The sequence below is a fragment of the Micromonospora sp. CPCC 205554 genome (genome assembly GCF_036902745.1).
GTDB classification, from domain to species: Bacteria; Actinomycetota; Actinomycetes; order Mycobacteriales; family Micromonosporaceae; genus Micromonospora; species Micromonospora tulbaghiae.
In genome coordinates this window covers 13,198-37,662 of sequence record NZ_JBAKHP010000021.1, presented here as the reverse complement: position 1 = coordinate 37,662, position 24,465 = coordinate 13,198, and the positions used below count along the sequence as shown (strand labels likewise).

Here is a 24,465-nt window from a genome sequence, read left to right as displayed (position 1 = left end):
GCCTCCGCGCCGCCCGCCTCCGGCCCGTCGCCGTACGAGCGGCCCGCGCCGTCGCCGTCCGCACCGCCCGCGCCGCCCCCGTCCGCACCGCCCGCGCCGTCGCCGGGTGGGTTCCCGCCGCCTCCCGAGGACCGCCGATGACAGGTGACACCGACCCCTCCCGGCGCCGTGCCCTGGTCACCGGCGCCAGCCTGGGCATCGGCGAGGCGTTCGCCCGCCGGCTCGCCGCCGACGGCTGGGACCTCGTCCTGGTGGCCCGGGACGCCGCCCGGCTGGACGCGCTGGCGGCCGAGCTGACCGGCCGGCACGGCGGCGACGCCGAGACGATCGCCGCGGACCTGTCCACCGAGGACGGTTGTGCGGCGGTCGAACGACGGCTGGCCGCCGGTACGCCGATCGAGTTGCTCGTCAACAACGCCGGCATCAGCCTGAACACGTCGTTCGTCCGCTCGTCGGTGGCGGACGAGGCGCGGCTGGTCCGGCTCAACGTGCTCGCGGTGCTGCGTCTGACCCACGCCGCCCTCGGTCCGATGATCGAGCGAGGCCATGGGGCAGTGATAAATGTCTCTTCCGTTGCCGGCTTCGGTGTCCCCATGCCGGGATCCACGTACTCGGCCAGCAAGGCGTGGGTGACGAATTTCAGTGAATCGATCGGCCAGTCCGTCGCGCCCCTCGGTGTACGCGTGATGGCGCTCTGCCCCGGCTACACCCGGACCGGAAACCACGAACGCGCGGGCATCGACATGTCCCGCCTGCCCGCCTGGGCCTGGCTGCGAGCCGACGATGTCGTCGCCGAAGGGCTGCTTGACCTGCATAAAGGTAAGTTCGTGAGTGTCCCGGACTGGAAGTACAAGGTGGCGGTGGCCGGGCTGCGGTACGCGCCGAAGCGCCTGCTGCGCGGGTTCCGGCGGGACACCCGGGGTGCGGTCGGCCGGCAGCGCGGCTGACCGGCAGCGACCCGTACGTGGCCGGTACGGCGGCCGGCCGGGATGGACGGTCGCACAGCGTAGCCGCTCATCGCCACCCGTCGGTCGCCCGCAGGGTTGACCAGAGCAGACCCGAAGCACGGCTCTCAGACTTGCGAAGTACGCTCTTGGGCCATGGGCGACCACGACGACCTGCGCAAATTCATCACTGACCTAGCTGTGGTGCACGGCCGGGTGGTGCTCTCGTCGGGCCGCGAGGCGGACTGGTACGTGGATCTGCGTCGCGTCACGCTCCATCACGAGGCGGCCCCGTTGATCGGCCGGGTCATGCGTGACCTCACCGCCGACTGGGCGTACGACGCGGTCGGTGGGCTGACCCTGGGCGCCGATCCGGTGGCCGCCGCCATGCTGCACGCCTCGGCCGGCACCGGCCGCGCGGTCGACGCCTTCGTGGTCCGCAAGGAGGGCAAGGCCCACGGTCTCCAGCGCCGGATCGAGGGGCCGGACGTCTCCGGGCGGCGGGTGCTCGCAGTCGAGGACACCTCCACCACCGGTGGAAGCGTGTTGACGGCGGTCGAGGCATTGCGTGAGGCAGGGGCCGAGGTGGTCGGTGTGGCGGTTATTGTTGATCGAGGTGCCGGCGACACGGTGCGAGCCGCCGGATTGCCCTATCGGGCGGCCTATACGTTGGCTGACCTCGGCCTTGTGGCGTAAAAGTTTGCCGATTCGGATCTGCTGATATGCAGGCGGATCGATGCTGCTGGTGGAAGGATGGAATACGTGGGAACTGCGTTGGCTGAAATGACCATGCCTCAGATCTCGCCGCTTGCCGGCGAGCCGATCGAACGCGCCGACGCCGAGCGGCTTGCGGGGGTCCTCAAGGCCCTCGCTGACCCCGCCCGGCTGCGGCTGCTCAGCCTGATCCAGTCGGCTCCCGAGGGGGAGGCGTGCGTGTGTGACCTCACCGCGCCGCTCGGCCTCTCGCAGCCGACGGTCAGCCACCACCTGCGAATCCTCACCGAGGCCGGCTTGCTGGAGCGGGAGAAGCGCGGGGTCTGGGCGTACTACCGGCTGGTGCCGTCCGCGATCGCCACGATCGCGGATCTGCTCACCCCGCCGCGGAAGCGGGCCACCAAGAAGGCTCGCTGAAACCTTTCGGGCCGGCCCGACCGAGGGTCGTCCCGACCGGGTGACCGGTGGCGTGCGAGGGGTGGCGCCATCAGCGCACGGTGACGGCTGCCGTCGTCCGTGTGACCCGGCGAGATCAGTGATGTCGAAGGCCGGTCCTCGTCCGAGGGCCGGCCTTCGGCGTCCGTGCGCGCTCAGCGGCGGTGCTGCCCGCCGTCGCCGTGTCCGGGCCGGTGCTCCTCGATGCCCTCCCGGGCCGCCTCCACAGTGCCCGCCACCGTCGCCGCGGTGATGACGGCGACCGCCTCGCCGCGCTTGCGCGCCCGCCGGTCGCGAAGGAACTCGAAGAAGATCGGCAGCACCGAGATCACGATGATCAGCGCGACCACCGGCAGGATGTACCTGTCGATCTTGTCGCCGATGGCGTCGTAGATCTGGCGGGCCAGCAGGTAGCCGACCAGCAGGATGCCGTCCACCCAGAGGATCGCGCCCACCACGTTCCACACGAAGAACTGGCGGGCCGACATGCCGAGCACCCCGGCCACCGGGTTGAGGAACGTCCGCACGATCGGGATGAACCGGGCGAGCACCACGGCCTTCGCCGGGCCGAACTTCTGGAAGTAGTACTCCGCCTTCTCCACGTACTCCCGCTTGAACAGGCGGGAGTTGGGCTTCTCGAACATCCGGCGGCCGTACCGGGCGCCGAGCCAGTGCCCGAGCTGGGCGCCGACGATCGCGCAGAGCGGACCGCCGATCATCAGCCCGGCCAGGGACAGGCGGGTGCCGTCGCCGAAGATGGCGTCGGCCACCGGGGAGGCGGCCACCCCGGCCAGGAACAGCAGCGAGTCGCCAGGGAAGAAGAACCCGACGAGCAGGCCGGTCTCGGCGAAGAGGATCACCCAGACGCCGATCATGCCGAAGGTGTGGATGAGGTCCTTCGGATCGAGCGGGTTCAGCGCCACGCTCTCGGAGAACATCCGGGTCTTCTCTGCTGTGTCCACGGCCACACAGGGTACCCCGGCCCGGTCCGGCATTTCGGCCGGACCGGGCGTCCTCGTCAGAGGCGGGGGTCGACCGGCTCGGACTCGCAGGCGAGGATCGCGAACACCAGCTCGTGGCGGCGCCAGAGCGGGGCGTCCTCGGCCAGCGCGTCCAGGGCGGCCAGGCCCAGGCCGTGCTCCCGCAGGGCGAGCCCGCGCTTGCGTCCCAGCGAACGGCGGCGCAACGCGGCGAGCTGCGCCGCCCCGGTGTACCCGGGACCGTAGATGATCCGCAGGTACTCCCGCCCCCGGCACTTGATCCCCGGCTGGAGCAGCGAGCCCTTCGGTGAACGGGCGGCCAGCCCCGCGTACGGCTTTACCACCATGCCCTCGCCGCCGGTCGCGGTGAGCGCCAGCCACCACTCGGTGGCGTCGGCCACCGCCGGCCCGTCGGCCAGGTCCACCACCCGCCGCCGGGTCGGGGTGAAGAACTCCGGGTCGGCGGCGCAGAGCCGGTCGGCCAGCGCCAGATGCCAGCCGTGGTCGCGGTCGGCGTAGCTCACCCCGGCCCCGGCCAGCACCGCGAACGGCGCCAGCGTCACCCCGCGCAGCCCGTCGGTCGGCCGGACGTACGCCCGGTAGGCCGCCGAGTAGGCGGTGACCTCGGCGGCCCGCCCGGCCATCCGGTCGCGCAGCGCGTCCACCGGCAGCCCGCGTCCGGCGGCGGTGTCCAGCGCGGCGAGCACCGCCGGCAACGCGGCGCGCCCGGCCGCGCCGACTCCGGCGTACTGCTCGCGGATCAGCCCGCCCGCCTTCGCCGACCAGGGCAGCAGCTCGGCGTCGAGCAGCAGCCAGTCGGTGCCCAGCTCGGCCCAGAGACCGGCGGCGGTCACCGCGGCGCGCACACGGGCCAGCAGTTCGCCGTCGAGCGGCGGGCCGAAGAACGGCCTACCGGTACGGGTGTGCACCACCCCGCCGCCGAAGCGGCCCGGCTCGCGTTCCACGAGCACCACCGCCCGCGAGCCCATGTGCTTCTCCTCGCAGACCACCCGGTCGACGCCGGCCGCGCGGTAGTCGGCGAACGCCTCGGCCGGGTGCTCCAGGAACCCGTCCACGCTCGACGTGGAGCAGGGCGGCATGGTCGGCGGCAGCCACACCAGCCGGCCCGGGTCGACCGCGAAGCGGCTCATCACCTCCAGCGCGGCGGCGGCGTTCTCGGCCGGCACGGTCAGCGACCCGTACGCGTGGGTGAGATGCCGCCGCCCGGTCACGTCGGCCAGGTCCAGCACGGTGTCCGGCCGTGCCGGCGCGACCGGGACCAGCGGGCGGGCCGGGGCGTACCACTCCTTCACCGCCGGGACGGCCACCAGCTCCTTCTCCGGGTAGCGCAGCGCGGTGAGCTTCCCGCCGAACACGCAACCGGTGTCCAGGCAGATGGTGTTGTTCACCCACTCCGGCTCGGGCGTCGGCGTGTGTCCGTACACGACCATCGCCGAACCCCGGTAGTCCCGCGCCCACGGGTAGCGCACCGGCAGGCCGTACTCGTCGGTCTCGCCGGTGGTTTCGCCGTAGAGCGCGAACGACCGCACCCGGCCGGACGCCCGCCCGTGGTACGCCTCCTTCAGCCCGGCGTGCGCCACCACCAGCCGGCCACCGTCGAGCACGAAGTGGCTGACCAGGCCGTCGATGAACGTCTCCACCCCGGCGACGAACTCCGGCGACTCGGCGGCGAGCTGCTCCATCGTCTCGGCCAGGCCGTGGGTCAGCCGGACGTCCCGGCCGCGCAGCTTGCGCAGCAGCTTCTGCTCGTGGTTGCCCGGCACGCAGATCGCGTGGCCGGCCGCCACCATGCCCATCACCAGGCGGAGCACGCCGGGCGAGTCCGGGCCGCGGTCCACCAGGTCACCGACGAACACCGCGGTACGCCCCGACGGGTGCGCCGCGTCCACCGGGCGGCCCGCGTCGTCGTGCCGCAGCACGTAGCCGAGCCGGGACAGCAGCGCCTCCAGCTCGGTACGGCAGCCGTGCACGTCCCCGACCACGTCGAACGGGCCGGTCAGCTCCCGCCGGTCGTTGAACAGCTTCTCGTAGCGGACCTCCGCGGCGTCGATCTCCTCCACCCCGCGCAGCACGTGCACCTTGCGGAAGCCCTCGCGGGCCAGCCGCCCGTACGACTGCCGCAGGTCCCGGCGCATCCGGTTGAGCACCTGGCGGCCGTGCGTCCGGTCGGCGCGCGCCTCCGTACGCTCCCAGGCCACCGCCTCCGGCACGTCCAGCACGATCGCCACCGGCAGCACGTCGTGCTCCCGGGCCACCCGGATCAGCCCGGCGCGGGCGTGCGGCTGGAGGTTCGTCGCGTCGACCACGGTCAGCAGTCCCCGCCGCAGCCGGATCGCGGCCACGTGGTGCAGCGCGTCGAACGCGTCGGCGGACGCGGACTGGTCGTTCTCGTCGTCGGCCACCAGGCCGCGGAACGTGTCCGAGGAGAGCACCTGGCTGGGCGCGAAGTGCCGCCGGGCGAACGTGGACTTGCCGGAGCCGGAGACGCCGACGAGCGCCACCAGTGCCAGCTCCGGGATGTCCAGGACGGTCATCGGTTCGTCGCCTCCTTCCGGTCGTTGCTGTCGTTCTTGTCGTTCCGGTCGCGCCGACCGGCGCTTTCGTCACGGTCGGCGCGGGTCAGCACCGCGATCTGGGTCGGCGTGCCCACCTCCGGGTCGTCGTCGCCGACGCCACCGAGCACCGCCGTGTAGTCGTGCGCCGCCGCCACCCGGTCCACCCAGGCGGCGAACTCCGCCCGGGTCCACTCGAACCGGTGGTCCGCGTGCCGCAACCGGTCCGGCCCGAGCCCTTCGTAGCGCACGTTGTACTCGACGTTCGGCGTGGTCACCACCACCGTGCCGGGCCGGGCGTGACCGAACACCGCGTCCTCCAGCGCCGGCAGGCGCGGCGGATCGAGGTGCTCGACGACCTCCATCAGCACCGCCGCGTCGTACCCCCGGAGCCGGTCGTCCCGGTAGGTCAGCGCGGACTGCCACAGCCGGATCCGGTCCCGCTGCCGCTCCGGCAGACGGTCCAGGCGCAGCCGCCGGGCGGCCAGGCCGAGCGACCGGTCCGACACGTCGACGCCCACCACCTCGGTGAACCGCCGGTCGGCGACGAGCGCGGTGAGCAGCGCGCCGCCACCGCAACCCAGGTCCAGTACCCGGCTCGCGCCGCTGTCCCGCAGCGCGGCGAGCACCGCCTCCCGCCGTCGTACCGCGAGCGAGGCGCGGCGGACGTCCTCCACCGCCGCGGCTTCTCCGGTCGCGGGCTCGATGCTGTCGTCGGCGGGTGGCTCGTCGGCCAGCCGCAGCTCGGTCAGCCGGGCCATCGCCTCGCCCGCGAGCGCCCGGCGGTGCGCCAGGTAGCGGCGCGTGATCAGGCCCCGCTCCGGATGACCGGCCAGCCAGCCGGCACCGGCGCGCAGCAGCTTGTCCACCTCGTCCGGCGCCACCCAGTAGTGCTTGGCGTCGTCGAGCACCGGCAGCAGCACGTACAGGTGGTTGAGGGCGTCCGCGAGCCGCAGCGTCCCGGTCAGCGTCAGGTCGACGTAGCGGCTGTCACCCCACTCCGGGTACGTCTCGTCGAGCGGGATCGGGGTGGCCGTCACGGTCCAGCCCAGCGGGGTGAAGATCCGTACCGCCAGGTCGGCGCCGCCCCGGCAGCGCAGCACCGGCACCCGTACGGCCAGCGGGATCGCGCTCGCGGCCAGCTCGGGACGGTCGCGCGACTCGCCGCGCAGGGCGGAGCGGAACACCTTCGCCAGCGCCGACGAGAGCAGGCTCGACGCCGCGTACGGGCGGTCGTTGACGTACTGCCCGAGCGCGAAGCCCTCCGGCGCCCGGTTCTTCCGGCCGCCGCCCAGCTTGAGCGGATCGACCTCGACCAGCAGCGCCGCCGTGCAGCGCGCCTCGTCCGCCTCCGGGTAGAACACATGCGCGGCGCCGGCGGGCAGGTCGAAGGTCTGCACGCGGTCCGGATGCTTCACCAGGAGGTGTCCGAGGTCGGTCGCCGGGCGGTGGGTCGTGGTCAGGGTCAGCAGCACCTGCCGATGATCTCGTTCTTTTCCCGTTTCTGTCGTGGGGGTTTCCGGGGGAGCCCGGCCCGCGCCCACCGGGTCACCGCCCTGCGGTGACCCGGTGCCGGTCAGCGGTAGTCGTCCTCGTCGGCGGTGACGACGCGGGCCTGCTCCATGGCGTCCCAGTCGTCGACCTCCATGCCCCGGTGCGGCTCGCCGTCGGTGTCGTCCGGGGTCACCGTGGTGGCCTGCTCGACCGCGTCGGCCGGCTCGGCCTCCAGATCCCGCTCCTCCGGGGCGAGGTGGTCACTGGGGGCGAAGTCCTCGTCGGGCTGACCCATCGTCCCTCCCTGTTCTCCGTGCGGGCATCGTCCCCACCACCGTACGGGCTGCTCCGGGCCACCGCTGGGTGGCGGGCGGAACGGCGGAGTCGGCGATTGTCCCGCTCCCGGCGCGCGGCCGGTGCCAGGATGGGAGGCATGGGCTTCCTGATCCGGCTGGCGATCACCGCGGTCGCGTTGTGGATCGCGACGCTGATCGTGCCCGGAGTGGAGGTGAGTGGCCGCAACACCGGCAGCACCGTGCTCACCCTGATCGTGGTGGCACTGGTCTTCGGTGTGGTCAACGCGGTGCTCAAGCCGCTCATCAAGGTGTTCGGCTGCGTGTTCTACCTGCTCACGCTCGGCCTGTTCGCGCTCGTGGTGAACGCGCTGCTGTTCCTGCTGACCGACTGGATCGCCGGGGTGCTGAAGCTCCCGTTCCACGTGGACGGCTTCTGGGCCGCCTTCTGGGGGGCCATCGTGGTCGCGGTGGTGAGCTGGCTGATCAGTGTCGTCGTACCGGACCGGCTGGAGAATCGGTGAGCGGCATCCGGGCCGGTTGTGCCCCTCTCGCGCTCCTACGGGATACTGCCCGCGGTGGACAGCGCGGTCCGGCGCAACCGTGGACGTGAGCGACCGGAACGGTCGCGCCCATGGAAGACAGCGGCCTGCACGGCCGAGAGCGGTAAGTAAGGAGCGTTCGACATGCCCATCGCTTCCCCCGAGGCTTACGCGGAGATGCTGGACCGGGCCAAGGCCGGCCGGTACGCGTACCCCGCGATCAACGTGACCTCCTCGCAGACGCTGAACGCGGCGCTCAAGGGCTTCGCCGACGCGGAGAGCGACGGCATCATCCAGGTCTCCACCGGTGGCGCGGAGTACCTGTCCGGCCCGTCCGTGAAGGACATGGTGACCGGCGCGGTGGCGTTCGCCGCGTACGCGCACGAGGTCGCCAAGAAGTACCCGGTGAACATCGCGCTGCACACCGACCACTGCCCGAAGGACAAGCTGGACAAGTTCGTCCGGCCGCTCATGGCCATCTCGCAGGAGCGCGTCAAGGGCGGCCAGGAGCCGCTGTTCCAGTCGCACATGTGGGACGGCTCGGCCGTGCCGGTGGCGGAGAACCTGGAGATCGCCGAGCAGCTCCTCACCGAGGCCGCCAAGGGCAAGATCGTCCTGGAGATCGAGGTCGGCGTCGTCGGCGGCGAGGAGGACGGCGTCGAGAACGCCATCAACGACAAGCTCTACACCACCGTCGAGGACGGCCTGGCCATGGTCGACGCGCTCGGCCTGGGCGAGAAGGGCCGCTACATGGCGGCGCTGACCTTCGGCAACGTGCACGGCGTCTACAAGCCGGGCAACGTCAAGCTGCGCCCCGAGGTGCTCAAGCAGATCCAGGACGCGGTCGGCGCCAAGTACGGCAAGGACAAGCCGCTCAGCCTGGTCTTCCACGGCGGCTCCGGCTCGCTGCTGTCGGAGATCCGGGAGGCGCTGGACTACGGCGTGGTGAAGATGAACATCGACACCGACACCCAGTACACCTTCACCCGCCCGGTCGCGGACCACATGTTCCGCAACTACGACGGCGTGCTGAAGGTCGACGGCGAGGTCGGCAACAAGAAGATGTACGACCCGCGCGTCTGGGGCAAGGCCGCCGAGGCCGGCATGGCCGCCCGCGTGGTCGAGGCCTGCGAGCACCTGCGCTCCACCGGCACCACCATGAAGTGACGCCTCGCGCGTGAACGGAGGGCCGGCACCCGGACGGGGCCGGCCCTCCGTGTCTCACCCGGCGGTCAGCACCCGGACGGCGTCTCGGACGTCGTCGGTCAGGTGGATCGTGTGCGACAGGTCGCCGAACGGGGACGCCGCGAACAGCGGCCGCAGCAGCGACTCCACCGGCAGCTCGGTGGTCCAGTACGTGCGGTCCAGGAAGACGTACGCCCCGCTCGCCCCGTCGGTCCCGTAGAAGGTCTTGGTGGCCGCCTGGAACACCTCCTGCACGGTGCCGGCCTTGCCGGGCGCGAACACGATCCCGCCCCGGGCCAGCCGCAGGATCGTGTCCTCCCGGATGGCGTTGGAGAAGTACTTCGCGATCCGGCCCGCGAACAGGTTCGCCGGCTCGTGGCCGTACAGCCAGGTGGGGATGGCGAGCCCGCCGGACCGCGCCCACTCGGTGCCGGGTGCCGACGGGCGGGGCGACGGCAGCGACGGGCCGCCCGCGTACCGCTTGCGCACCGCCAGCGCCGCCGCGGTGTACCGGTCGTGGTCGGTGAAGTCCGGCGCGACGGCGAGCACGTCGATCGCGGCGGACAGCTCCTCGGCCGGCCAGGCCGCGAGGAACGCGCCGAGATTCGCCGCCTCCATCACGCCCGGACCGCCGCCGGTGACCACCAGGCGGTCGGCCCGCGCCAGCTCCCAGCCCAGCACGGCGGCCATCCGGTACGCGACGCTGCCGCGCGGCACCGCGTGCCCGCCCATCACGCCCACCACCGACTGCGGGCCGTGCGAGGCCAGCCACGACCGGGTGGCGTCGGCCAGCGCGTTGTCCACGCCGTGGTCGTGCAGTCGCTGACCGAGCGCCTCGCGTACGTCCGGCAGCGCGCCGCCGTGCGCCCGGAAGTGCGCGTACACCCGGGTGTCGTACATCTCGGCGAACCCGCCCTCGGCGAACCCGGCGGCCAGCTCGTCGGCGGTGTAGAGGTGCGACGGCTGGGTCGGGTAGGGCAGCCCGGAGAACGGCGGGACCACGTTGGCGCCCCGGCGGACCAGGTCCGCGCCCACCTCGCGGCCGGCGAAGCGGCAGCCCACGAAGAGCGTGCCGGTGACGTCGACGTCGCGCAGGTCGGGAACCGGGTCGAGGTCGAGGCGCAGGCCCTGCACGGTCAGCCCGGCCAGGGTGCCCCCGGCCAGTCGCTGCTCGAACGCGGTGCGGGTCTCGATCTCGTTGACGTGGGGCGCGTGCGGCTCGATGACGTCCGCAGGTGGTGGGGTCGGCACCAGGTCATCCTGCCCCCGCACGGCAAGTGCCGAAACCGGGGGCGGGAACGACAGGAGCCCGGCGGGCACGCCGCCGGGCTCCTGCGTAACCGGGTCCTGGGGAGGCTCCGGATCTGTATTTGTAGTGCAAGAACCACGGCGGCGGCATGGGCCGCGGGTACGCCCGCTCCCGCCGCAGGCGTGACGAAACCCTCAGCCGTTCAGCCAACCGTACGGGCGGGGCCCCTCGCGTACCCGAGGGCGAAGCGGGTTGAATGGGGCGATGCAGAACCTGTTGCCTGAGCCACCGGCCACCCTGCTCCCGACCCACGAGGAGGCCGACGCCGCGCTGGCGGCGGCGGCCGAGCAGGGCACCGACGAGGCGTACGCCGAGGTCGCGGCCCGTTTCCCGACCTACAGCGCGGCCTGGGCCGCGCTGGCCGGCCGCGCGCTCGCCGCGGATCAGGTCGTCACGGCGTACGCGTACGCCCGCACCGGCTACCACCGGGGCCTCGACCAGCTGCGCCGCAGCGGCTGGAAGGGCCACGGCCCGGTGCCCTGGTCGCACAAGCCCAACCGGGGCTTCCTCCGCTGCCTCTACGTGCTGTCCCGCGCGGCGGGGGAGATCGGTGAGGCGGACGAGGCGGCCCGGTGCGCCCAGTTCCTCCGCGACTGCGACCCGGCCGCCGGCGACGCGCTGTCCGGCGACTGACCACTGCCGCGACGGCCGGTCCTCTCGTGGCCGGTCGTCGCGCCCGTCCTACAGCCCCTCCGCCACCGACGCAGCGATCTTCAGCCAGGCGTCGCGGGTGGCGGAGGAGAGCTGTCCGTACCGCAGCGGCTCGCCGGTGTCGATGAGCCGCTCGTACGGCGCCAGCAGCACCGCCCGGGTCCGCGCCGCGAAGTGGGCCTGGATCGCGGGCAGGTCGATCTCCTTGCGCGACGGCGGCATCGAGACCACGGTGACCGCCTGCCGGACCAGCCGCTGCCGGCCGCTCTGCTCCAGGTGGTCGAGCATCCGGGCGGCGGTCTCGGCCGAGTCGTTCCGGGCCGACATGGTGACCACGAGTTGATCGGTGGCGTCCATCGCGGCCTGCCAGTTCTGCGCCCGGACGTTGTTCCCGGTGTCCACGAAGATCAGCTTGTAGAACCGGCTGACCACCTCGCGGATCTCCGCGAACGCGGCGGCGGTGAGCATCTCGCCGCCGGTTGCCGACTCGTCCGAGGCCAGCACGTCGAACATGCCCTCGCCCTGTGAGCGGACGTACTGCGACAGGTCACCCACCCGGCCGTGCGGACCCTGGAACTGGGCCAGGTCGCGCAGCATGTCCCGCACCGTACGGGCGTGGAAGTCCTGCTGAGCGCGCATGCCGAGGGTGCCCTGGGTCTCGTTGTTGTCCCAGGCCAGCACGTATCCGCCGCGCTTCTGGCCGAACGTCATGGCGAGCAGCAGGATCGCCACCGTCTTGCCGGCGCCGCCCTTCGGGTTGACCACTGTCACCTGACGCAGGCCGCCGAAGTTGCGGCGGACCATCTCGATGTCGCGCTTCATCTCCTGCTCGTGCCGCCCGGGCGCGAGCCGGACCAGCCCGATCTTGTTGACCATCGCGCGTACCCCCATGGTGGCCACCGGGTCGATCGGCCGGGCCTGGCGGCGGCGGGCGAAGTCCTCGGCGGTCGGGGGTACCGCCTGCTGCGGCGTCCAGCCCTGCTCCGGGTGGGCCGGGGGCTGATGCGGTGGTGGGGGCGCCACCGGGCCGGACACCGGCGCCTGCGGGGGCATCGGGCCGCCCGGCTGTGGCACGCCGGTCTGGGGCGTCCAGCCGGGCGGCGGGTACCAGCCGGGCTGACCGGGCTGATACCCGGGCGACGGGTAGCCGTTGCCGTACGGGGACGGCTGTGCCGGTACGCCCGGCGACGGCGGGAACGGCCCGAGTCGGGGCGCCTGCTCGGGCGCGCCCGTCCCTGCCGGTCCCGTACCGGAGTCCGGCGACGGCTGCGTCCCGGCGACGGTGGCCCGGCCGGACACCGTGCCGTCCTCGGGGAGGGCGTCAGGCGGCGGGGGCGGTGCCACGGTGGCCCGGCCGGAGGCGGTGCCGTCGGTGGAGAGTGCCTCGGGCGGGGGCGGTGCCACGGTGGCGCGGCCGGACGCGATGCCGTCGGCCTCCACCGCCTCGGACGGCGGCGTCGTGGCGTCGGCGAGGTCCGGCGTGGTGGCGGAGTCCGACCCGGCCCGCTGTGGCGGCTGTGCCCACGGCGAGGCGGGCCGTCCGTTCCCGGCGCCCTCGCCGGTGGTGCCCGGGCCGGTCGTCCCGGTGGCGGGCGTGGTCGCCGGGACGGGTGCCGCCGGCGTACCGGGCACCGCCGGTGAGCCGGATGCCGCCGGTTCCGGCTGGGCCGGTGACGGGGCGGAGGTCGCCCGGTCGAGCGTGAACGGCAGGTCCAGGTCGACAGCGGGTGCCTGGGGCGCCGGAACGTCCGCCGCCACCGGTGCCTGGGGCGCCGGGACGTCCGCGGCCACCGGCGTGGGAGCGTCGGTGGGCGGGAGCGGCCAGGGCACCGACGCCCACGGCGGGGCCGTGGCCGCCGCCGCGTCGGTCTCCTCCGGCGGCCACAGCGGCTCGACGTCCCGCTGCGGCACCTGCGGCCGGCCCGGTACGTGGGCCCGGTCGTCGTTCTCGTGCACCACGGTTCCTCCCCATTCCTTCCGCCGAGGATAGGCGTTCCGGCCAGCGCCGCGAGCCGGGTGGGGATCGACCGAGGTCAGCCCGTCCAGACCGCCCAGGCGCCCGGCTCGGTCCACCAGGAGCGCTTGCGGCTCAGCTCGCCCTCGACGCCGTCGTCGAGGAAGGGCACCTTCTCGTCGCGGGGCACCACCGCCACCGCACGTCCCCGCGCCCGGCGTACCTCCAGCCGGACCTTCTTCCGGCCCAACGCCGACCGGGTCACCACTGGTACGGCGACGCCCACCGTCACCCGCCCGTCGGCCGGGTCCGGGCCGCCCAGCAGGTCGACCTCGCCCAGGCGCGCGTACCCGCCCGCGTTGCCGATCGCGCACGCGGTGATCGGCTCCGAACCGTCGCTCAGCACCGTGCCGTCGACCTCGACCCGGGCCCGCCAGTGCAGCGGACGGCCCGCGTCGTCGGCGGCGCCGAGCAGCGCCCCGTCGAGCGTCACCGAGCCGCCGTCGTTGCGCAGCAGGTCAAGCCGCCGGGCGGTGCCGTCCAGCACCGCGGCGGCCACACCCGCCGGATCCCGGGGCAGCCCGAGCTGCGCGGCCAGGTCCCGCGCCGTCCCGGACCGGGCCGGATCGAGCGGGAGTACGCCCACAGGCGGCAGGTCGGGCACCGTACGGTCGTCTGCGAGGTCCGCGGGGCGGCGACTCGGCGGCGGAGCGTACCGCCGGACCAGCCGGCGCAGGACGGCGCGCAACTGACCGTCACTGGCCGTGGCGACGATGAGCCGGGTCTTGCCGTCGGAGTCCGGCCAGGTGAGGCCGTCGGCGCGCGGCGGGCCGTCGAGGCGGGCCAGCACCTCGTCGATCTCGGAGTCCGACCGGGCGGTCACGGTGGTCACCCGGGCACCCCGGGCGGTCAGCTCGTCCGCGCAGGCCAGCACCGGTACGCGCGGCGTCTCGCAGCGCTCCTCGCCGGTCTCGGCGCCGGTGTCGTCCGCGCCGCCGCAGCAGGCGCCGCCGCTGCCGCAGCCACCACCGGGAGCGTCCCGCTCCGAGCCGAGGGTGAGCAGCACCACGTCGTACACGAAGGAGCCTCCCGCTTTCCGACCAACCCCTGCTGGTCCCACCGTCACTACTTGTTAGCCTGACACCCCGGGCTCGCTGACCGGTCGCCACCTGGCACCCGAGCCTTCTGGAGGCGAGAAGATGCCAGCGATCGTGCTGCTCGGCGCCCAGTGGGGCGACGAGGGCAAGGGCAAGGTTACCGACCTGCTGGGTGAGCGGGTCGACTACGTCGTGCGCTACTCCGGCGGCAACAACGCAGGCCACACGGTGATCACGCCGGACGGCCAGAAGTACGCGCTGCACCTCATGCCGTCCGGGGCGCTGTCACCGAGCGCGATGATCGTGATCGGCAACGGCGTCGTGGTCGACCCGAAGGTGCTGCTCCAGGAGATCGACGGGCTCGCCGAGCGCGGCGTGGACGTGTCCCGCCTGCGCATCTCCGGCGACGCCCACCTGATCATGCCGCACCACCGGGCGCTGGACCGGGTGGTCGAGCGCTACCTGGGCAGCTCCCGCATCGGCACCACCGGCCGGGGCATCGGCCCCGCGTACGGCGACAAGGTCGCCCGGATGGGCATCCGGCTCCAGGACCTGCTAGACCCGGGCATCCTGCGCAAGAAGCTGGAACTGGCGCTCCGCGAGAAGAACCAGCTGCTGTTCAAGATCTACAACCGCAAGGCGATCGACGTCGAGGAGACCGTCGAGGAGTACCTCCAGTACGCCGAGCGGCTGCGCCCGTACATCGCCGAGACCCGGGTGATGCTCTGGGACGCGCTCGACCGCGGCGAGACCGTGCTGCTGGAGGGCGCCCAGGCCACCATGCTCGACATGGACCACGGCACCTACCCGTTCGTGACCTCGTCGAACCCGACGGCCGGTGGGGCGTGCGTGGGCGCGGGCATCCCGCCGACCGCGATCACCAAGGTCATCGCGGTCAGCAAGGCGTACACGACGCGGGTGGGCTCCGGTCCGTTCCCGACCGAGCTGTTCGACGACAACGGGCAGCACCTGCGCAAGGTCGGTCACGAGTACGGCACCACCACCGGCCGGGAACGTCGCTGCGGCTGGTTCGACGCCGTGGTGGCCCGGTACGCGTGCCGCCTCAACGGCGTCACCGACCTGGTGGTCACCAAGCTGGACGTGCTGACCGGCCTGGCCAAGGTGCCGATCTGCGTCGGGTACGAGATCAACGGCGAGCGCTTCGACGACATGCCGATGACGCAGACCGACTTCCACCACGCCACGCCGATCTATGAAGAGCTCGACGGCTGGTGGGAGGACATCACCAAGGCGCGGACCGAGGACGAGCTGCCGGAGAACGCCCGGCGCTACGTCGCCCGCATCGAGGAACTGACCGGCACCCGGGTGAGCGTGGTAGGCGTAGGCCCAGGCCGAGAGGAAAACGTCCTCCGCCACCCCCTCCTCCCCTAACCCCACCCCCCTCTCCCCCTCCCCCTCCCCCTCCCTCTCCCCCTCCGGCCTCACCCCGGTGATCAAGGAGTTTGTGTCCAGTTCGGCGTCGGATCCGGACACAAACTCCTTGATCACCGGGGTGAGGCCGGAGGGTTGGGGGAGGCGGAGGGCGGGAGCGGCGGGAGGGCCACGGGGAGCACGAGCCTGGTTGTCCACAGGGTTGTCCACAGGGGTGTCGGCTGTGGGTGGCGCGGGGGGAGCCTGCGCGTGTGCGTGAATTCGACGAACTGACGCGGATGGCCGCAACGCAGGGCGGGTTCGTGACGGCGGAGCAGGCGTTGCGCCTGGGCCTCGGCCGGGAGCAGATCCGGTACCTCGTCCGGTCCGGGCGATGGACGCGACTCTCGCGCGGTTGCTATCTGCCGTCCCCGGCCGGGCCGGCGCCGGTGGCACTGCGGCGTGCCATGATCCGCGCCACGATCGCGAGCCTCGGGCAGGGCGCGGTCGCCGTGCTGAGTACCGCCGCCGAACTGCACGGCATCGCCGGCCTTCCACCGACGGCGGCGATCCACGTCTCGGTCCCGCGGGATCGGCCGCACGTACAGCGCCGCGCGGAGCCGGGCCTGACGGTGCATCAGTTGACGCTCGCCGACGCGGACGTGTGCCGGGTCGGCGGTGTGCCGGTCACCACACCGGTGCGCACCGTTGCCGACGTGTTGCTGCGGGCTCGGCGCTACCCCGCGGTGTGCGTCCTCGACTCCGCGCTCTACTAGGGGATCCTGGCCGAGAACGACCTGTCCCTGGTGCTCGCGCACCTCGCCGGACGTCGAGGGGCGGTCGCCGCGCGGGGATACCTGGCCGAGTCGGACGGCCGGGCACAGTCGCCGCTGGAGACCCGCGCGCGGCTCCGCTGCGTCGACGGCGGCGTGCCGCCGGACGTCCTGCAACTGCCGGTACGGGACGAGGACGGATACCTGCTCGGCGTCGGGGATCTGGGTTGGCGGCGCGCGCGTCTGATCGCGGAGGCGGACGGCCGGGCTCCGCACCTGACGCCGCAGGCCGTCTACGCGGACCGGTTCCGGCAGAACCGCCTGGTCAACGCCGGCTGGCGGATCCTCCGCTTCACCTGGTCGGACACCCTGCGCCCTGACTACATCCCCCAGACGGTCAAGCACGCCCTGAACCGCCGGTGATCAAGGAGTTTACGGACCCGAGCTCCTCAATGTGAGACGCAAAGTCCTTGATCGACGGGGCGGGGTGGGGTGGTCAGTAGGATGCCGGTCGTGCGCGTACTTCTTGTGGGTGGTGGTGGGCGGGAGCACGCTCTCGCGCTCGGACTGGCCGGGGATCCGGCTGTCGAGGCGCTGTTCGCGGCTCCGGGCAATCCGGGGATCGCGGCCGTGGCCGAACTGCGGGAGGTGACACCCACCGACCCGGCGGCAGTGGCGGCCCTCGCCGTCGAGGTCGCGGCCGACCTGGTGGTCATCGGGCCGGAGGCGCCGCTGGTGGCGGGCGTCGCCGACGCGGTACGCGCCAAGGGCGTCGCGGTGTTCGGCCCGAGCGCGGAGGCGGCCCGGCTGGAGGGCTCGAAGACGTTCGCGAAGGACGTGATGACCGCTGCGGCGGTGCCGACCGCCCGCGCGTACACCTGCGAGGACGCGGCGGCGGTGGCGCACGCGCTCGACGAGTTCGGTGCGCCGTACGTGGTGAAGGACGACGGGCTCGCCGCCGGCAAGGGCGTGGTGGTCACCGACGACCGGGCCGAGGCCGAGCGGCACGCCGCGGAGTGCGGCCGGGTGGTGATCGAGGAGTACCTGTCCGGCCCCGAGGTCTCCCTGTTCGTGGTCACCGACGGCGAGGCGGCGATGCCGTTGCTGCCCGCACAGGACTTCAAGCGGGTCGGCGACGGGGACACCGGCCCGAACACCGGCGGGATGGGCGCGTACACGCCGCTGCCGTGGGCCCCGCCGAACCTGGTCGACGACGTGATGCGCGACGTGGTGCACCCGACGCTGGCGGAGCTGCGCCGCCGGGGCACCCCGTTCGCCGGCCTGCTCTACGTGGGCCTGGCGGTCACCCCGTCCGGCCCGCGCGTGATCGAGTTCAACGCGCGCTTCGGCGACCCGGAGACGCAGGTCGTGCTCGCCCTGCTGGAGACGCCGCTGGGCGGGCTGCTGCACGCCGCCGCCACCGGCACGCTGGGCGCGCACCCGCCGCTGCGCTGGCGCGACGGCGCGGCGGTCACCGTCGTGGTGGCGGCCGAGGGCTACCCGGCGGGCCCGCGTACCGGTGACGTGATCACCGGCGCGGACCGCGCCGGGATCATCCACGCCGGCACGCGCCGGGACGCCGACGGCACGTTGCGGTCCGCCGGCGGCCGGGTCCTCTGCGGTACGGCGACCGGCCCGGACCTGGCCGCCGCGCGCGACGCCGCCTACGAGTTGGTACGCGACGTCGAGCTGGCCGGTTCCCACCACCGCACCGACATCGCGGCGGCGGCGGTGGACGGCCGGATCACGATCCCGGGCTGACCGGGCCGCGGCGCCGGCCGGCCATCCGGTTGAGCACGTTCGCCGTGGCCCGCTCGATGCGCGGGTCACGGTGTCCCCGCCGGTCCAGCGCCAGAGTCCAGCCGAGCGTGCCGCTGGCGAAGACGACGGCCCCGCATGCCGTCTCGTGGACGTGGCTGCTCTGGAGCCGCCGCCCGCCCTGCTGGGCCGGGTACGGCGAGGAGCTGAGCGTGGTCCCGGCGGGCCGGGGGAGGGCCGCGTGCAGCCCGTCCGCCTCGCCCGCGACCACGCCGGGGATGCGGTCGCCGTCGGCGACGCCGGTGCCGGCCCACACCCAGTGGTCGGCGGCGCGCACCACGAGCGGCTGCGGGGTCAGCACGATGCCGTTGTACTGCACGCCGAGCATGGCCTGTTCCGGACGGTCGAGGTCGCGCCAGGTGACAGTCGGGTCGCCGGTGCCGGCGCCCGGGTCGGGGAGCGTCTTGGCGCACTCGACGACGCGTTCGGGGCGGCCGTCGGCGGCGGCGCGTACGCGGACGTGCCAGTAGACGCTGTTGGCGCCGAGGAACGCGAGGCTGGTGCCCCCGGCCAGGCCGACCTCGGCGGCGCTGCGCATCTCGGCCGACCAGTACTCGTCGTGCCCGCAGAACACCAGGCCCCGGTGCCGGGCCGGGTCGAGTCGCCCCGAGTGCAGGTCGAAGCTGGTGGCGTAGCTGACGTCGTAGAGGTTGCGTTCCAGCCACCGGATCGCGGCCTCGTCGCGGTCGAAGTGGGTGGGCATGCCCGCGCCGGAGTACGGGCGGTCGAACGTGACGGCGCGTGCCCGCAGCGCCGGGTCGCGCCACCCGTCGGCCCGGTAACCGTTGTAGAGGCTCTTGCCGACGCGCCGGTCGCGCGGCCACTGGTTGTACGCCTGCCAGGTGGTCACCGGCAGCACCACGCAGAGCGGGGCCGGGCGCCTGTCGTCGCGTACCACGAACGGCGTGCAGGCCCGCCAGCCGTCGGCGGAGGTGAAGACCGCCTGGTAGAGGCCGGAGGTCCAGCCGTGCGGGACGGACAGGCGCCACGACACCGGCCACCGGCAGTCGAGCACGCCGGTGTCCGGGTCGGCGACCGGCACCGGCTGTGGCACGCCGCGCAGCTCGGGGCTGGTCAGCATCGTGCGGGCGCCCGCGCCGTCGTACCAGCCGAGGCGGTGCACGCTGATCCGGAACCGGCCGGCCGGGTTGACCGCGACGTGGAAGTCGATCTCCTCGCCGGGGGCGACGCTCGTCGTCGAGGCGTACCCCTGGATCTGGCGCCGCCGGTCGTCGGCGGCCCGGCCGCCGCGTTCGGGCCACCACGGTTCACCGGCGGCGCGGTTCTCCCGCTCGACGGGCGGGACCGGCCAGCGCGTGGGTGAGTCGTCGGGCCGTCCGTGGACCGGGTCGAACGGGCCGAGCGCGGCGGCGGACGCGCCGCCGACGAGGAGGCCGAGCGCGGTACGCCGCCGAAATCGGTCCACTGTGGCGCTCCCCGTCTCCCCGTTCGATCGGGGGAGACGGTAGCACCAGGAGGCCAGTTCCGGCTGACCGATGTCGATCAGTCGAAGTAGCGGCGCAGCTCCCGGCTGAGCACCTTGCCGGTGGCGTTGCGCGGCAGGTACTTGACGAACACCACGTCGCGGGGCACGGAGAAGCGGGCCAGGTAGCGCCGGACGTACTCGCGGACCGCCTCCGGGTCGAGCGTCTCGCCGGTGCGCAGCGCCAGGAACGCGGCCAGCCGCTGGCCGTAGTCGGGGTCCGGTACGCCGATCACGGCGACCTCGCGGACCTGCGGCAACCGGGCGATCAGGTCCTCGACCTCGGACGGGAAGACGTTCTCGCCACCCGAGACGATCATGTCGTCGGCCCGGCCGTCGACGAAGAGCAGCCCGTCGGCGTCGACCCGGCCCAGGTCGCCGGTGTCCAGCAGGCCGTCGCGGCTCTCCCGGCCGGCGCCCGAGGTGTAGCCCTCGAACAGCATCTCGTTGCCCACGAAGATCCGCCCGACCTCACCGTCGCGGACCGGCCGTCCGGTCTCGTCCAGGATGGCCAACCGGGTGCCGTGCGGCGGCCGGCCGGCGGTGGTGGGCGCGGCGCGCAGCTCGGCCGGCCCGGCGATGGAGGCCCAGGAGACCTCGGTCGAGCCGTACAGGTTGTAGAGCACGTCGCCGTACCGGTCCATGAACGCGACGGCCAGGTTGCCCGGCAGCGCGGATCCGCTGACCGCGACCACCTTGAGCGGCGGCCGGGGCTGCGGCGGCGCCACCTCCATCAGCCGTTGCAGCATCACCGGTACGGCGAACATCGCGTCGCACCGCTGGTCGACGAGCGCGGCGAGCGTGGCGGCCGGGTCGAAGCGCCGGTGCAGCACGACTGTGGCGCGCAGCGCGAACGAGACCTGGAGCGCGGCGTACCCCCAGGTGTGGAAGATCGGCGCGGCGATCATCACGGTGTTCTTCGCGTGCAGCGGGATGCGGTCGATGATGGACACCAGCGGGCCGAAGCCGTGCGGGGTGGGCCGGCGGGCGCCCTTGGGCGCGCCGGTGGTGCCGGAGGTGAGCACTATGGTGCGCCCGTCTCGCTCCGGCGGCTGGAGCCTCTCGCCGGGGACCGCTGCGGCGATCAGCTCCTCCTGCCGCCGCTCGTCGACCCGGTGCAGCTCGGCCGGGAGGCCGAGGACGCGCTCGGTGAACTCGCCGTCGTGCACGAGGACGCGCAGGCCCTGCTCCTCGGCCACGGTCACCAGCTGGGCGGCGGACAGTCCGGTGTTGACCAGGACGGCGTCCGCGCCGAGCAGCATCGCGGCGACTATCGCCTCGATCAGGCCGTGGTGGTTGCGGCAGAGCACACCCACCCGGTCTCCGGTCTGGACGCCGAGGTGGGACCGCAGCGACCGGGCCAGCCGCTCGGAGCGGTCGAGCAGTTCCTGGTACGTCATGGTGGCGCCGCGCTCGTCGACGACGGCGACGCGGCCGGGGTCGCGGGCGGCGGCCTGGCGCAGCTCCCCGGCGAGGCTCCAGCCCCACCGGCGCAGCGCGTTCAGCTGGGAGACCACGCGGATCGGTCCGCCCGGGGTGAGCAGTCCACGTCGGGTCAGCGTGGCGGCGATGAACGGCAGGTCCAAGGCGCAACTCCTTCGCGTCCGTGGTTCGTCGACCAGGCTCGGGACGGGTCGGCCGTCCGGTTCGGCATGATCTTGTGCCCGCTCGCGGTTCGGGTCGGCCCGGGAGCGGCGGCCCGGCCCGCGACGGCACGAACGGTCGTCACGGGTCGGGCCGCGGCCCGCCGGCGGTCAGCGGATCTGCATCCCGGAGATGGCCCGGGAGATGACCAGCCGCTGGATCTCGGAGGTGCCCTCGAAGATGGTGTAGATCTTGGCGTCGCGGTACCACCGTTCGACCGGGTGGTCGCGCAGGAAGCCGGCGCCGCCGAGGAGCTGGACCGCCTTGTCGGTCACCGAGACGGCCACCTCGCCGGCCTTGAGCTTGGACATCGAGCCCTCGCCGGCGGTGAACGGCCGGTTGTTGCGGCCCATCCAGGACGCGCGCCAGACCAGCAGCCGGGCCGCGTCGATCTCCATCTTCATGTCGGCGAGCGCGAACGCGACCGCCTGATTCTCGATGATCGGGCGTCCGAACTGGACCCGTTCCTTGGCGTAGTCCAGGGCGTACTCGTAGGCGGCGCGGGCCACGCCGAGCGCCTGCGCGCCGACGGTCGGGCGGGACAGCTCGAACGTCCGCATCGCCGCCTGACCGGAGGCGCGCTGCCCGGACCGGGCGCGGGCCAGGCGCTCGTCGAGCGCGTCCTTGCCGCCGAGCAGGCAGCGGCCGGGCACCCGGACGTCGTCGAGGAAGACGTCGGCGGTGTGCGAGGCGCGCAGCCCGAGCTTGCGCAGCTTGCGGGTGGCGGTCAGACCGGGCGTGCCCGGGGGTACGACGAACGCGGCCTGGCCGCGCGAGCCCAGCTCCGGCTCGATCGAGGCGGTGACCACGTGCACCCCGGCGATGCCGCCGTTGGTGGCGTACGCCTTCTGCCCGTTGAGCACCCACTCGTCGGTGGCCTCGTCGTAGACGGCGCGGGTACGCATCGAGCCGACGTCGGAGCCGGCTTCCGGCTCGCTCGTGCAGAACGCGGCGACGGCCGGGGAGTCGACGTCGCCGAAGCACTGCGGCACCCACTCGACGAGCTGGTCGGGGGTGCCGGCGCCGTAGATCGCGGCGACCGCGAGGGAGGTGCCGAAGATGCTCAGGCCGATGCCGGCGTCACCCCAGAAGAGTTCCTCGCTGGCGATCGGCAGGGAGAGGCCGGTGGGGTCGGCCCAGCAGGTGGCGAGGAACTCGAACCCGTACAGGCCGACCTTCGCGGCCTCCTGGATGATCGGCCAGGGGGTCTCCTCCCGGGCGTCCCACTCGGCCGCGGCCGGGCGCACGACCTCGGCTGCGAAGCCGTGCACCCAGTCGCGAAGGTCCCGCTGTTCCTCGTTCAGGTCTAGCGAGAACTCGGCCATGTCAGGCCTTGGGGATGTCGAACAGGTTGGCGATGTTGGCGGCCAGACCCAGGTCGCCCTTGGCCTTCAGCTTGCCGGTCATGAACATCATCACCGGGTTGGCGCCACCGGAGACGATCTTCAGGAACTCGACCGGGCCCATGGTGAGGCTCAGCTTCGGGTCGCGGGTCGCGGTCTCCGAGGCGGTGCAGGTGCCGTTCTCGATGACGATCTCGTAGGTGTCGGTGCCACCGTCCGGGCGGCCGGTGATGTTCCAGTGGATGACCGCGTTGGTGGAGCCGGCGCGGTCGGCGCGGAACAGCGCGGGCATCCGGTTGAAGACCTCGCTGAGGATCTTGCCGCGCGCCTCGCCCGACATGATCTCGGCGATCTTGGCGTCCGGCGTGGTCTTGACCAGCTGCGCGAACTCCTTCGGGCCCACGTTCGCGAAGTTGGCCGGGTCGAAGTCAGTCATGGGGGATTGCACCTCTCGGGCGGAGCCGACTTTGGTTACTCTGGCGTAACCTTACGCACGGGTAGGTATGCTCGCAAGGGTGTCCAGCACGCCGACCTTCAAGCGCCTCCCTCGGGCCGTACGCGAGCAGCAGATGCTCGACGCGGCCGTGAAGGTGTTCTCCCGTCGCGGCTTCCACGCCGCCAGCATGGACGAGATCGCCGACGACGCCGGCATCTCCAAGCCGATGGTCTACGCCTACCTCGGCACCAAGGAGGAGCTCTTCGTCGCCTGCCTGCACCGGGAGAGCACCCGGATGATGGAGGCGATCGCCGGCGCCGCCGCCCCCGAGCTGCCCGCCGACGAGCGGCTCTGGCGCGGGCTGCGCGCGTTCTTCGGCTTCGTCGGCGCACACCGCGACGGCTGGGCCGTGCTCTACCGGCAGGCCCGCGGCTCCCAGCCGTTCGCCGCCGAACTCGCCGCCATGCGGGGCCGGCTGGTCGAGGTGGTCGCCGGGATGCTCGACCACGCGCTGCGCGCGTCCGGGCGCGAGGTCGGCGCCACCGACCTGGAGGTGGTCGCGTACGCGCTCGTCGGCGCCAGCGAGTCGCTCGCCGACTGGCTGGCCGACCACCCCGAGGCCGACGCCGGCAAGACCGCGACCCGGATGATGAACGTGGCCTGGCTCGGGGCCGACCAGTTGCTGCGCGGCGTCACCTGGCATCCGCCGGTGACGTGACGCCGGTCTGCGGCGCGCGGCGGCCCCGCGCCCAGCGCACCACCTCCACCACGAGCGTCACCGTCAGGGCCAGCCCCAGACCGAACAGCAGTCCCCGGATCGGGTCCTGCTCGAAGGCGAGTCCGCCGAGATAGCCGACCGACGCCGAGTAGGTGCCCCAGGTCGCGGCGGCGAGCGCGTCGAAGGCGAGGAACCGTCGCCGGGGAAAGCGGGTCGCGCCCATGGTGAGGGTGACAGCGGTCCGGCCACCCGGCACGTACCGGGCGACGGTGAGGATGAGCCCGCCGCGAACCGCGATTCCCCGCCGGGCCCGGTCCACCGCGGCCCGTCGGCGGCTCTCCCGTGGCAGCCGGTCCAGCAGCCGCGCGCCGCCGTGCCGGCCGATCGCGTAGGACACGTGGTCGCCGACCAGCGCCCCCAACGCGGCCACGCCGATCACCAGCGGCAGGTCCGGCTGGCCGGTGGCGGCGAACACGCCGGCGGTGATGACGGCGGTCTCGCTCGGTACGACCGGGAAGAACCCGTCCACCACGGCGATGGCGAACAGCGCCAGGTAGACCCAGGGCGAGGAGATCGTGTCGTGGAGCAGTTCCAGAGCGGCATCCATGGCGTCGATGCTGGTCCGGCCGGGCGCCGACGGAATCTGTCGTCGGTCGGCGGGGAGGGTCCACTTTCGTCGTGCCGTACCCCGAGACGGACTCGGGGTCG

The 24,465-nt window shown here is 73.2% G+C and carries 23 protein-coding genes; 11 read left to right on the top strand and 12 right to left on the bottom strand.

Features of this window, described 5'->3' with window-relative positions; all coding sequences use genetic code 11:
* Nucleotides 1–137 precede the first annotated feature (137 nt).
* The 3 genes from V6U82_RS22685 (at nt 138) to V6U82_RS22675 (ending at nt 2,075) form a co-directional block, all read left to right on the top strand.
* Nucleotides 138–947 carry an SDR family NAD(P)-dependent oxidoreductase gene (locus tag V6U82_RS22685; RefSeq protein WP_334464298.1) on the top strand — a complete coding sequence of 270 codons (810 nt, stop codon included), beginning with the start codon at nt 138–140 and terminating at the stop codon, nt 945–947.
* 153 nt (nt 948–1,100) lie between these two features.
* Nucleotides 1,101–1,640 (top strand): orotate phosphoribosyltransferase, encoded by a 540-nt coding sequence (gene pyrE, locus V6U82_RS22680; protein ID WP_091413808.1) that lies wholly within the window; start codon nt 1,101–1,103, stop codon nt 1,638–1,640.
* Between the two features lie 57 nt (nt 1,641–1,697).
* A complete protein-coding gene (locus V6U82_RS22675; RefSeq protein ID WP_007454255.1) occupies nt 1,698–2,075 on the top strand; it encodes an ArsR/SmtB family transcription factor in 378 nt (125 codons plus the stop codon).
* A gap of 173 nt (nt 2,076–2,248) precedes the next feature.
* On the opposite strand, the gene V6U82_RS22670 is transcribed toward V6U82_RS22675, so the two are convergent.
* The 4 genes from V6U82_RS22670 to V6U82_RS22655 form a co-directional block, all read right to left on the bottom strand.
* Nucleotides 2,249–3,088: a DedA family protein gene (locus V6U82_RS22670; RefSeq protein ID WP_334464294.1), complete on the bottom strand. Its 840-nt coding sequence runs from the start codon at nt 3,086–3,088 to the stop codon at nt 2,249–2,251.
* A 23-nt stretch (nt 3,089–3,111) separates the two neighbouring features.
* Nucleotides 3,112–5,628, bottom strand: a complete 2,517-nt coding sequence (locus tag V6U82_RS22665) for a polynucleotide kinase-phosphatase (protein ID WP_334464292.1) — start codon at nt 5,626–5,628, stop codon at nt 3,112–3,114.
* Entirely contained in the window at nt 5,625–7,121 is a 1,497-nt protein-coding gene (locus V6U82_RS22660) for a 3' terminal RNA ribose 2'-O-methyltransferase Hen1 (RefSeq protein ID WP_334464290.1), read from the bottom strand. The genes V6U82_RS22665 and V6U82_RS22660 overlap by 4 nt, the downstream gene beginning before the upstream one ends.
* A 101-nt stretch (nt 7,122–7,222) precedes the next feature.
* Complete coding sequence (locus V6U82_RS22655) at nt 7,223–7,435, bottom strand: hypothetical protein (RefSeq protein WP_091414081.1); 213 nt, start codon at nt 7,433–7,435, stop codon at nt 7,223–7,225.
* A gap of 138 nt (nt 7,436–7,573) precedes the next feature.
* On the opposite strand from V6U82_RS22655, the gene V6U82_RS22650 reads away from it, so the two are divergent.
* Together V6U82_RS22650 and fbaA are read left to right on the top strand one after the other, a co-directional pair.
* Nucleotides 7,574–7,957, top strand: coding sequence for a phage holin family protein (locus V6U82_RS22650; protein WP_128137870.1), 384 nt, complete (start codon nt 7,574–7,576; stop codon nt 7,955–7,957).
* A 162-nt stretch (nt 7,958–8,119) separates the two neighbouring features.
* A complete protein-coding gene (gene fbaA, locus V6U82_RS22645; RefSeq protein WP_121686339.1) occupies nt 8,120–9,142 on the top strand; it encodes a class II fructose-bisphosphate aldolase in 1,023 nt (340 codons plus the stop codon).
* A 54-nt stretch (nt 9,143–9,196) separates the two neighbouring features.
* On the opposite strand, the gene V6U82_RS22640 is transcribed toward fbaA, so the two are convergent.
* Nucleotides 9,197–10,411 (bottom strand): LOG family protein, encoded by a 1,215-nt coding sequence (locus V6U82_RS22640; RefSeq protein ID WP_334464286.1) that lies wholly within the window; start codon nt 10,409–10,411, stop codon nt 9,197–9,199.
* A 262-nt stretch (nt 10,412–10,673) separates the two neighbouring features.
* Here V6U82_RS22640 and V6U82_RS22635 point away from each other — a divergent pair, with 262 nt between their 5' ends.
* Nucleotides 10,674–11,102, top strand: coding sequence for a DUF3151 domain-containing protein (locus V6U82_RS22635; RefSeq protein ID WP_091414087.1), 429 nt, complete (start codon nt 10,674–10,676; stop codon nt 11,100–11,102).
* Between the two features lie 48 nt (nt 11,103–11,150).
* Here V6U82_RS22635 and V6U82_RS22630 read toward each other — a convergent pair whose 3' ends face one another.
* Entirely contained in the window at nt 11,151–13,079 is a 1,929-nt protein-coding gene (locus V6U82_RS22630) for a MinD/ParA family ATP-binding protein (RefSeq protein WP_334464284.1), read from the bottom strand.
* A gap of 74 nt (nt 13,080–13,153) precedes the next feature.
* Nucleotides 13,154–14,152, bottom strand: coding sequence for a diacylglycerol kinase family protein (locus V6U82_RS22625; RefSeq protein WP_334464282.1), 999 nt, complete (start codon nt 14,150–14,152; stop codon nt 13,154–13,156).
* Between the two features lie 121 nt (nt 14,153–14,273).
* Between V6U82_RS22625 and V6U82_RS22620 the strand changes: the two genes are divergently transcribed.
* From V6U82_RS22620 to purD, 4 genes are all read left to right on the top strand, one after another.
* Nucleotides 14,274–15,563 carry an adenylosuccinate synthase gene (locus V6U82_RS22620; protein WP_128139228.1) on the top strand — a complete coding sequence of 430 codons (1,290 nt, stop codon included), beginning with the start codon at nt 14,274–14,276 and terminating at the stop codon, nt 15,561–15,563.
* A 251-nt stretch (nt 15,564–15,814) separates the two neighbouring features.
* On the top strand, nt 15,815–16,318 hold the full coding sequence (locus V6U82_RS22615; protein WP_334464280.1) for a type IV toxin-antitoxin system AbiEi family antitoxin domain-containing protein: 504 nt from the start codon (nt 15,815–15,817) through the stop codon (nt 16,316–16,318).
* Between the two features lie 30 nt (nt 16,319–16,348).
* Nucleotides 16,349–16,738: a hypothetical protein gene (locus V6U82_RS22610; protein WP_334464279.1), complete on the top strand. Its 390-nt coding sequence runs from the start codon at nt 16,349–16,351 to the stop codon at nt 16,736–16,738.
* A gap of 90 nt (nt 16,739–16,828) precedes the next feature.
* Nucleotides 16,829–18,076 (top strand): phosphoribosylamine--glycine ligase, encoded by a 1,248-nt coding sequence (gene purD / locus V6U82_RS22605; RefSeq protein ID WP_334464277.1) that lies wholly within the window; start codon nt 16,829–16,831, stop codon nt 18,074–18,076.
* Here purD and V6U82_RS22600 read toward each other — a convergent pair.
* The 4 genes from V6U82_RS22600 to V6U82_RS22585 all read right to left on the bottom strand — a co-directional run bounded on the left by V6U82_RS22600 (nt 18,060) and on the right by V6U82_RS22585 (nt 23,039).
* Nucleotides 18,060–19,559 (bottom strand): N,N-dimethylformamidase beta subunit family domain-containing protein, encoded by a 1,500-nt coding sequence (locus V6U82_RS22600; RefSeq protein WP_334464275.1) that lies wholly within the window; start codon nt 19,557–19,559, stop codon nt 18,060–18,062. The two genes, purD and V6U82_RS22600, sit on opposite strands and share 17 nt — an antisense overlap.
* Before the next feature lie 77 nt (nt 19,560–19,636).
* The gene (locus V6U82_RS22595) at nt 19,637–21,202 is read right to left on the bottom strand and encodes an AMP-binding protein (protein ID WP_334464274.1); all 1,566 of its coding nucleotides are present in this window, start codon (nt 21,200–21,202) and stop codon (nt 19,637–19,639) included.
* 168 nt (nt 21,203–21,370) lie between these two features.
* Complete coding sequence (locus V6U82_RS22590) at nt 21,371–22,585, bottom strand: acyl-CoA dehydrogenase family protein (RefSeq protein ID WP_121684968.1); 1,215 nt, start codon at nt 22,583–22,585, stop codon at nt 21,371–21,373.
* Nucleotide 22,586: 1 nt separating this feature from the next.
* Nucleotides 22,587–23,039 (bottom strand): SCP2 sterol-binding domain-containing protein, encoded by a 453-nt coding sequence (locus tag V6U82_RS22585; protein ID WP_120572351.1) that lies wholly within the window; start codon nt 23,037–23,039, stop codon nt 22,587–22,589.
* 79 nt (nt 23,040–23,118) lie between these two features.
* On the opposite strand from V6U82_RS22585, the gene V6U82_RS22580 reads away from it, so the two are divergent.
* A complete protein-coding gene (locus V6U82_RS22580) occupies nt 23,119–23,757 on the top strand; it encodes a TetR/AcrR family transcriptional regulator (RefSeq protein WP_181726684.1) in 639 nt (212 codons plus the stop codon).
* Here the strand turns inward: V6U82_RS22580 and V6U82_RS22575 are convergent.
* A complete protein-coding gene (locus V6U82_RS22575) occupies nt 23,732–24,364 on the bottom strand; it encodes a DedA family protein (RefSeq protein ID WP_128138263.1) in 633 nt (210 codons plus the stop codon). The genes V6U82_RS22580 and V6U82_RS22575 overlap by 26 nt on opposite strands.
* Nucleotides 24,365–24,465: the final 101 nt, after the last annotated feature.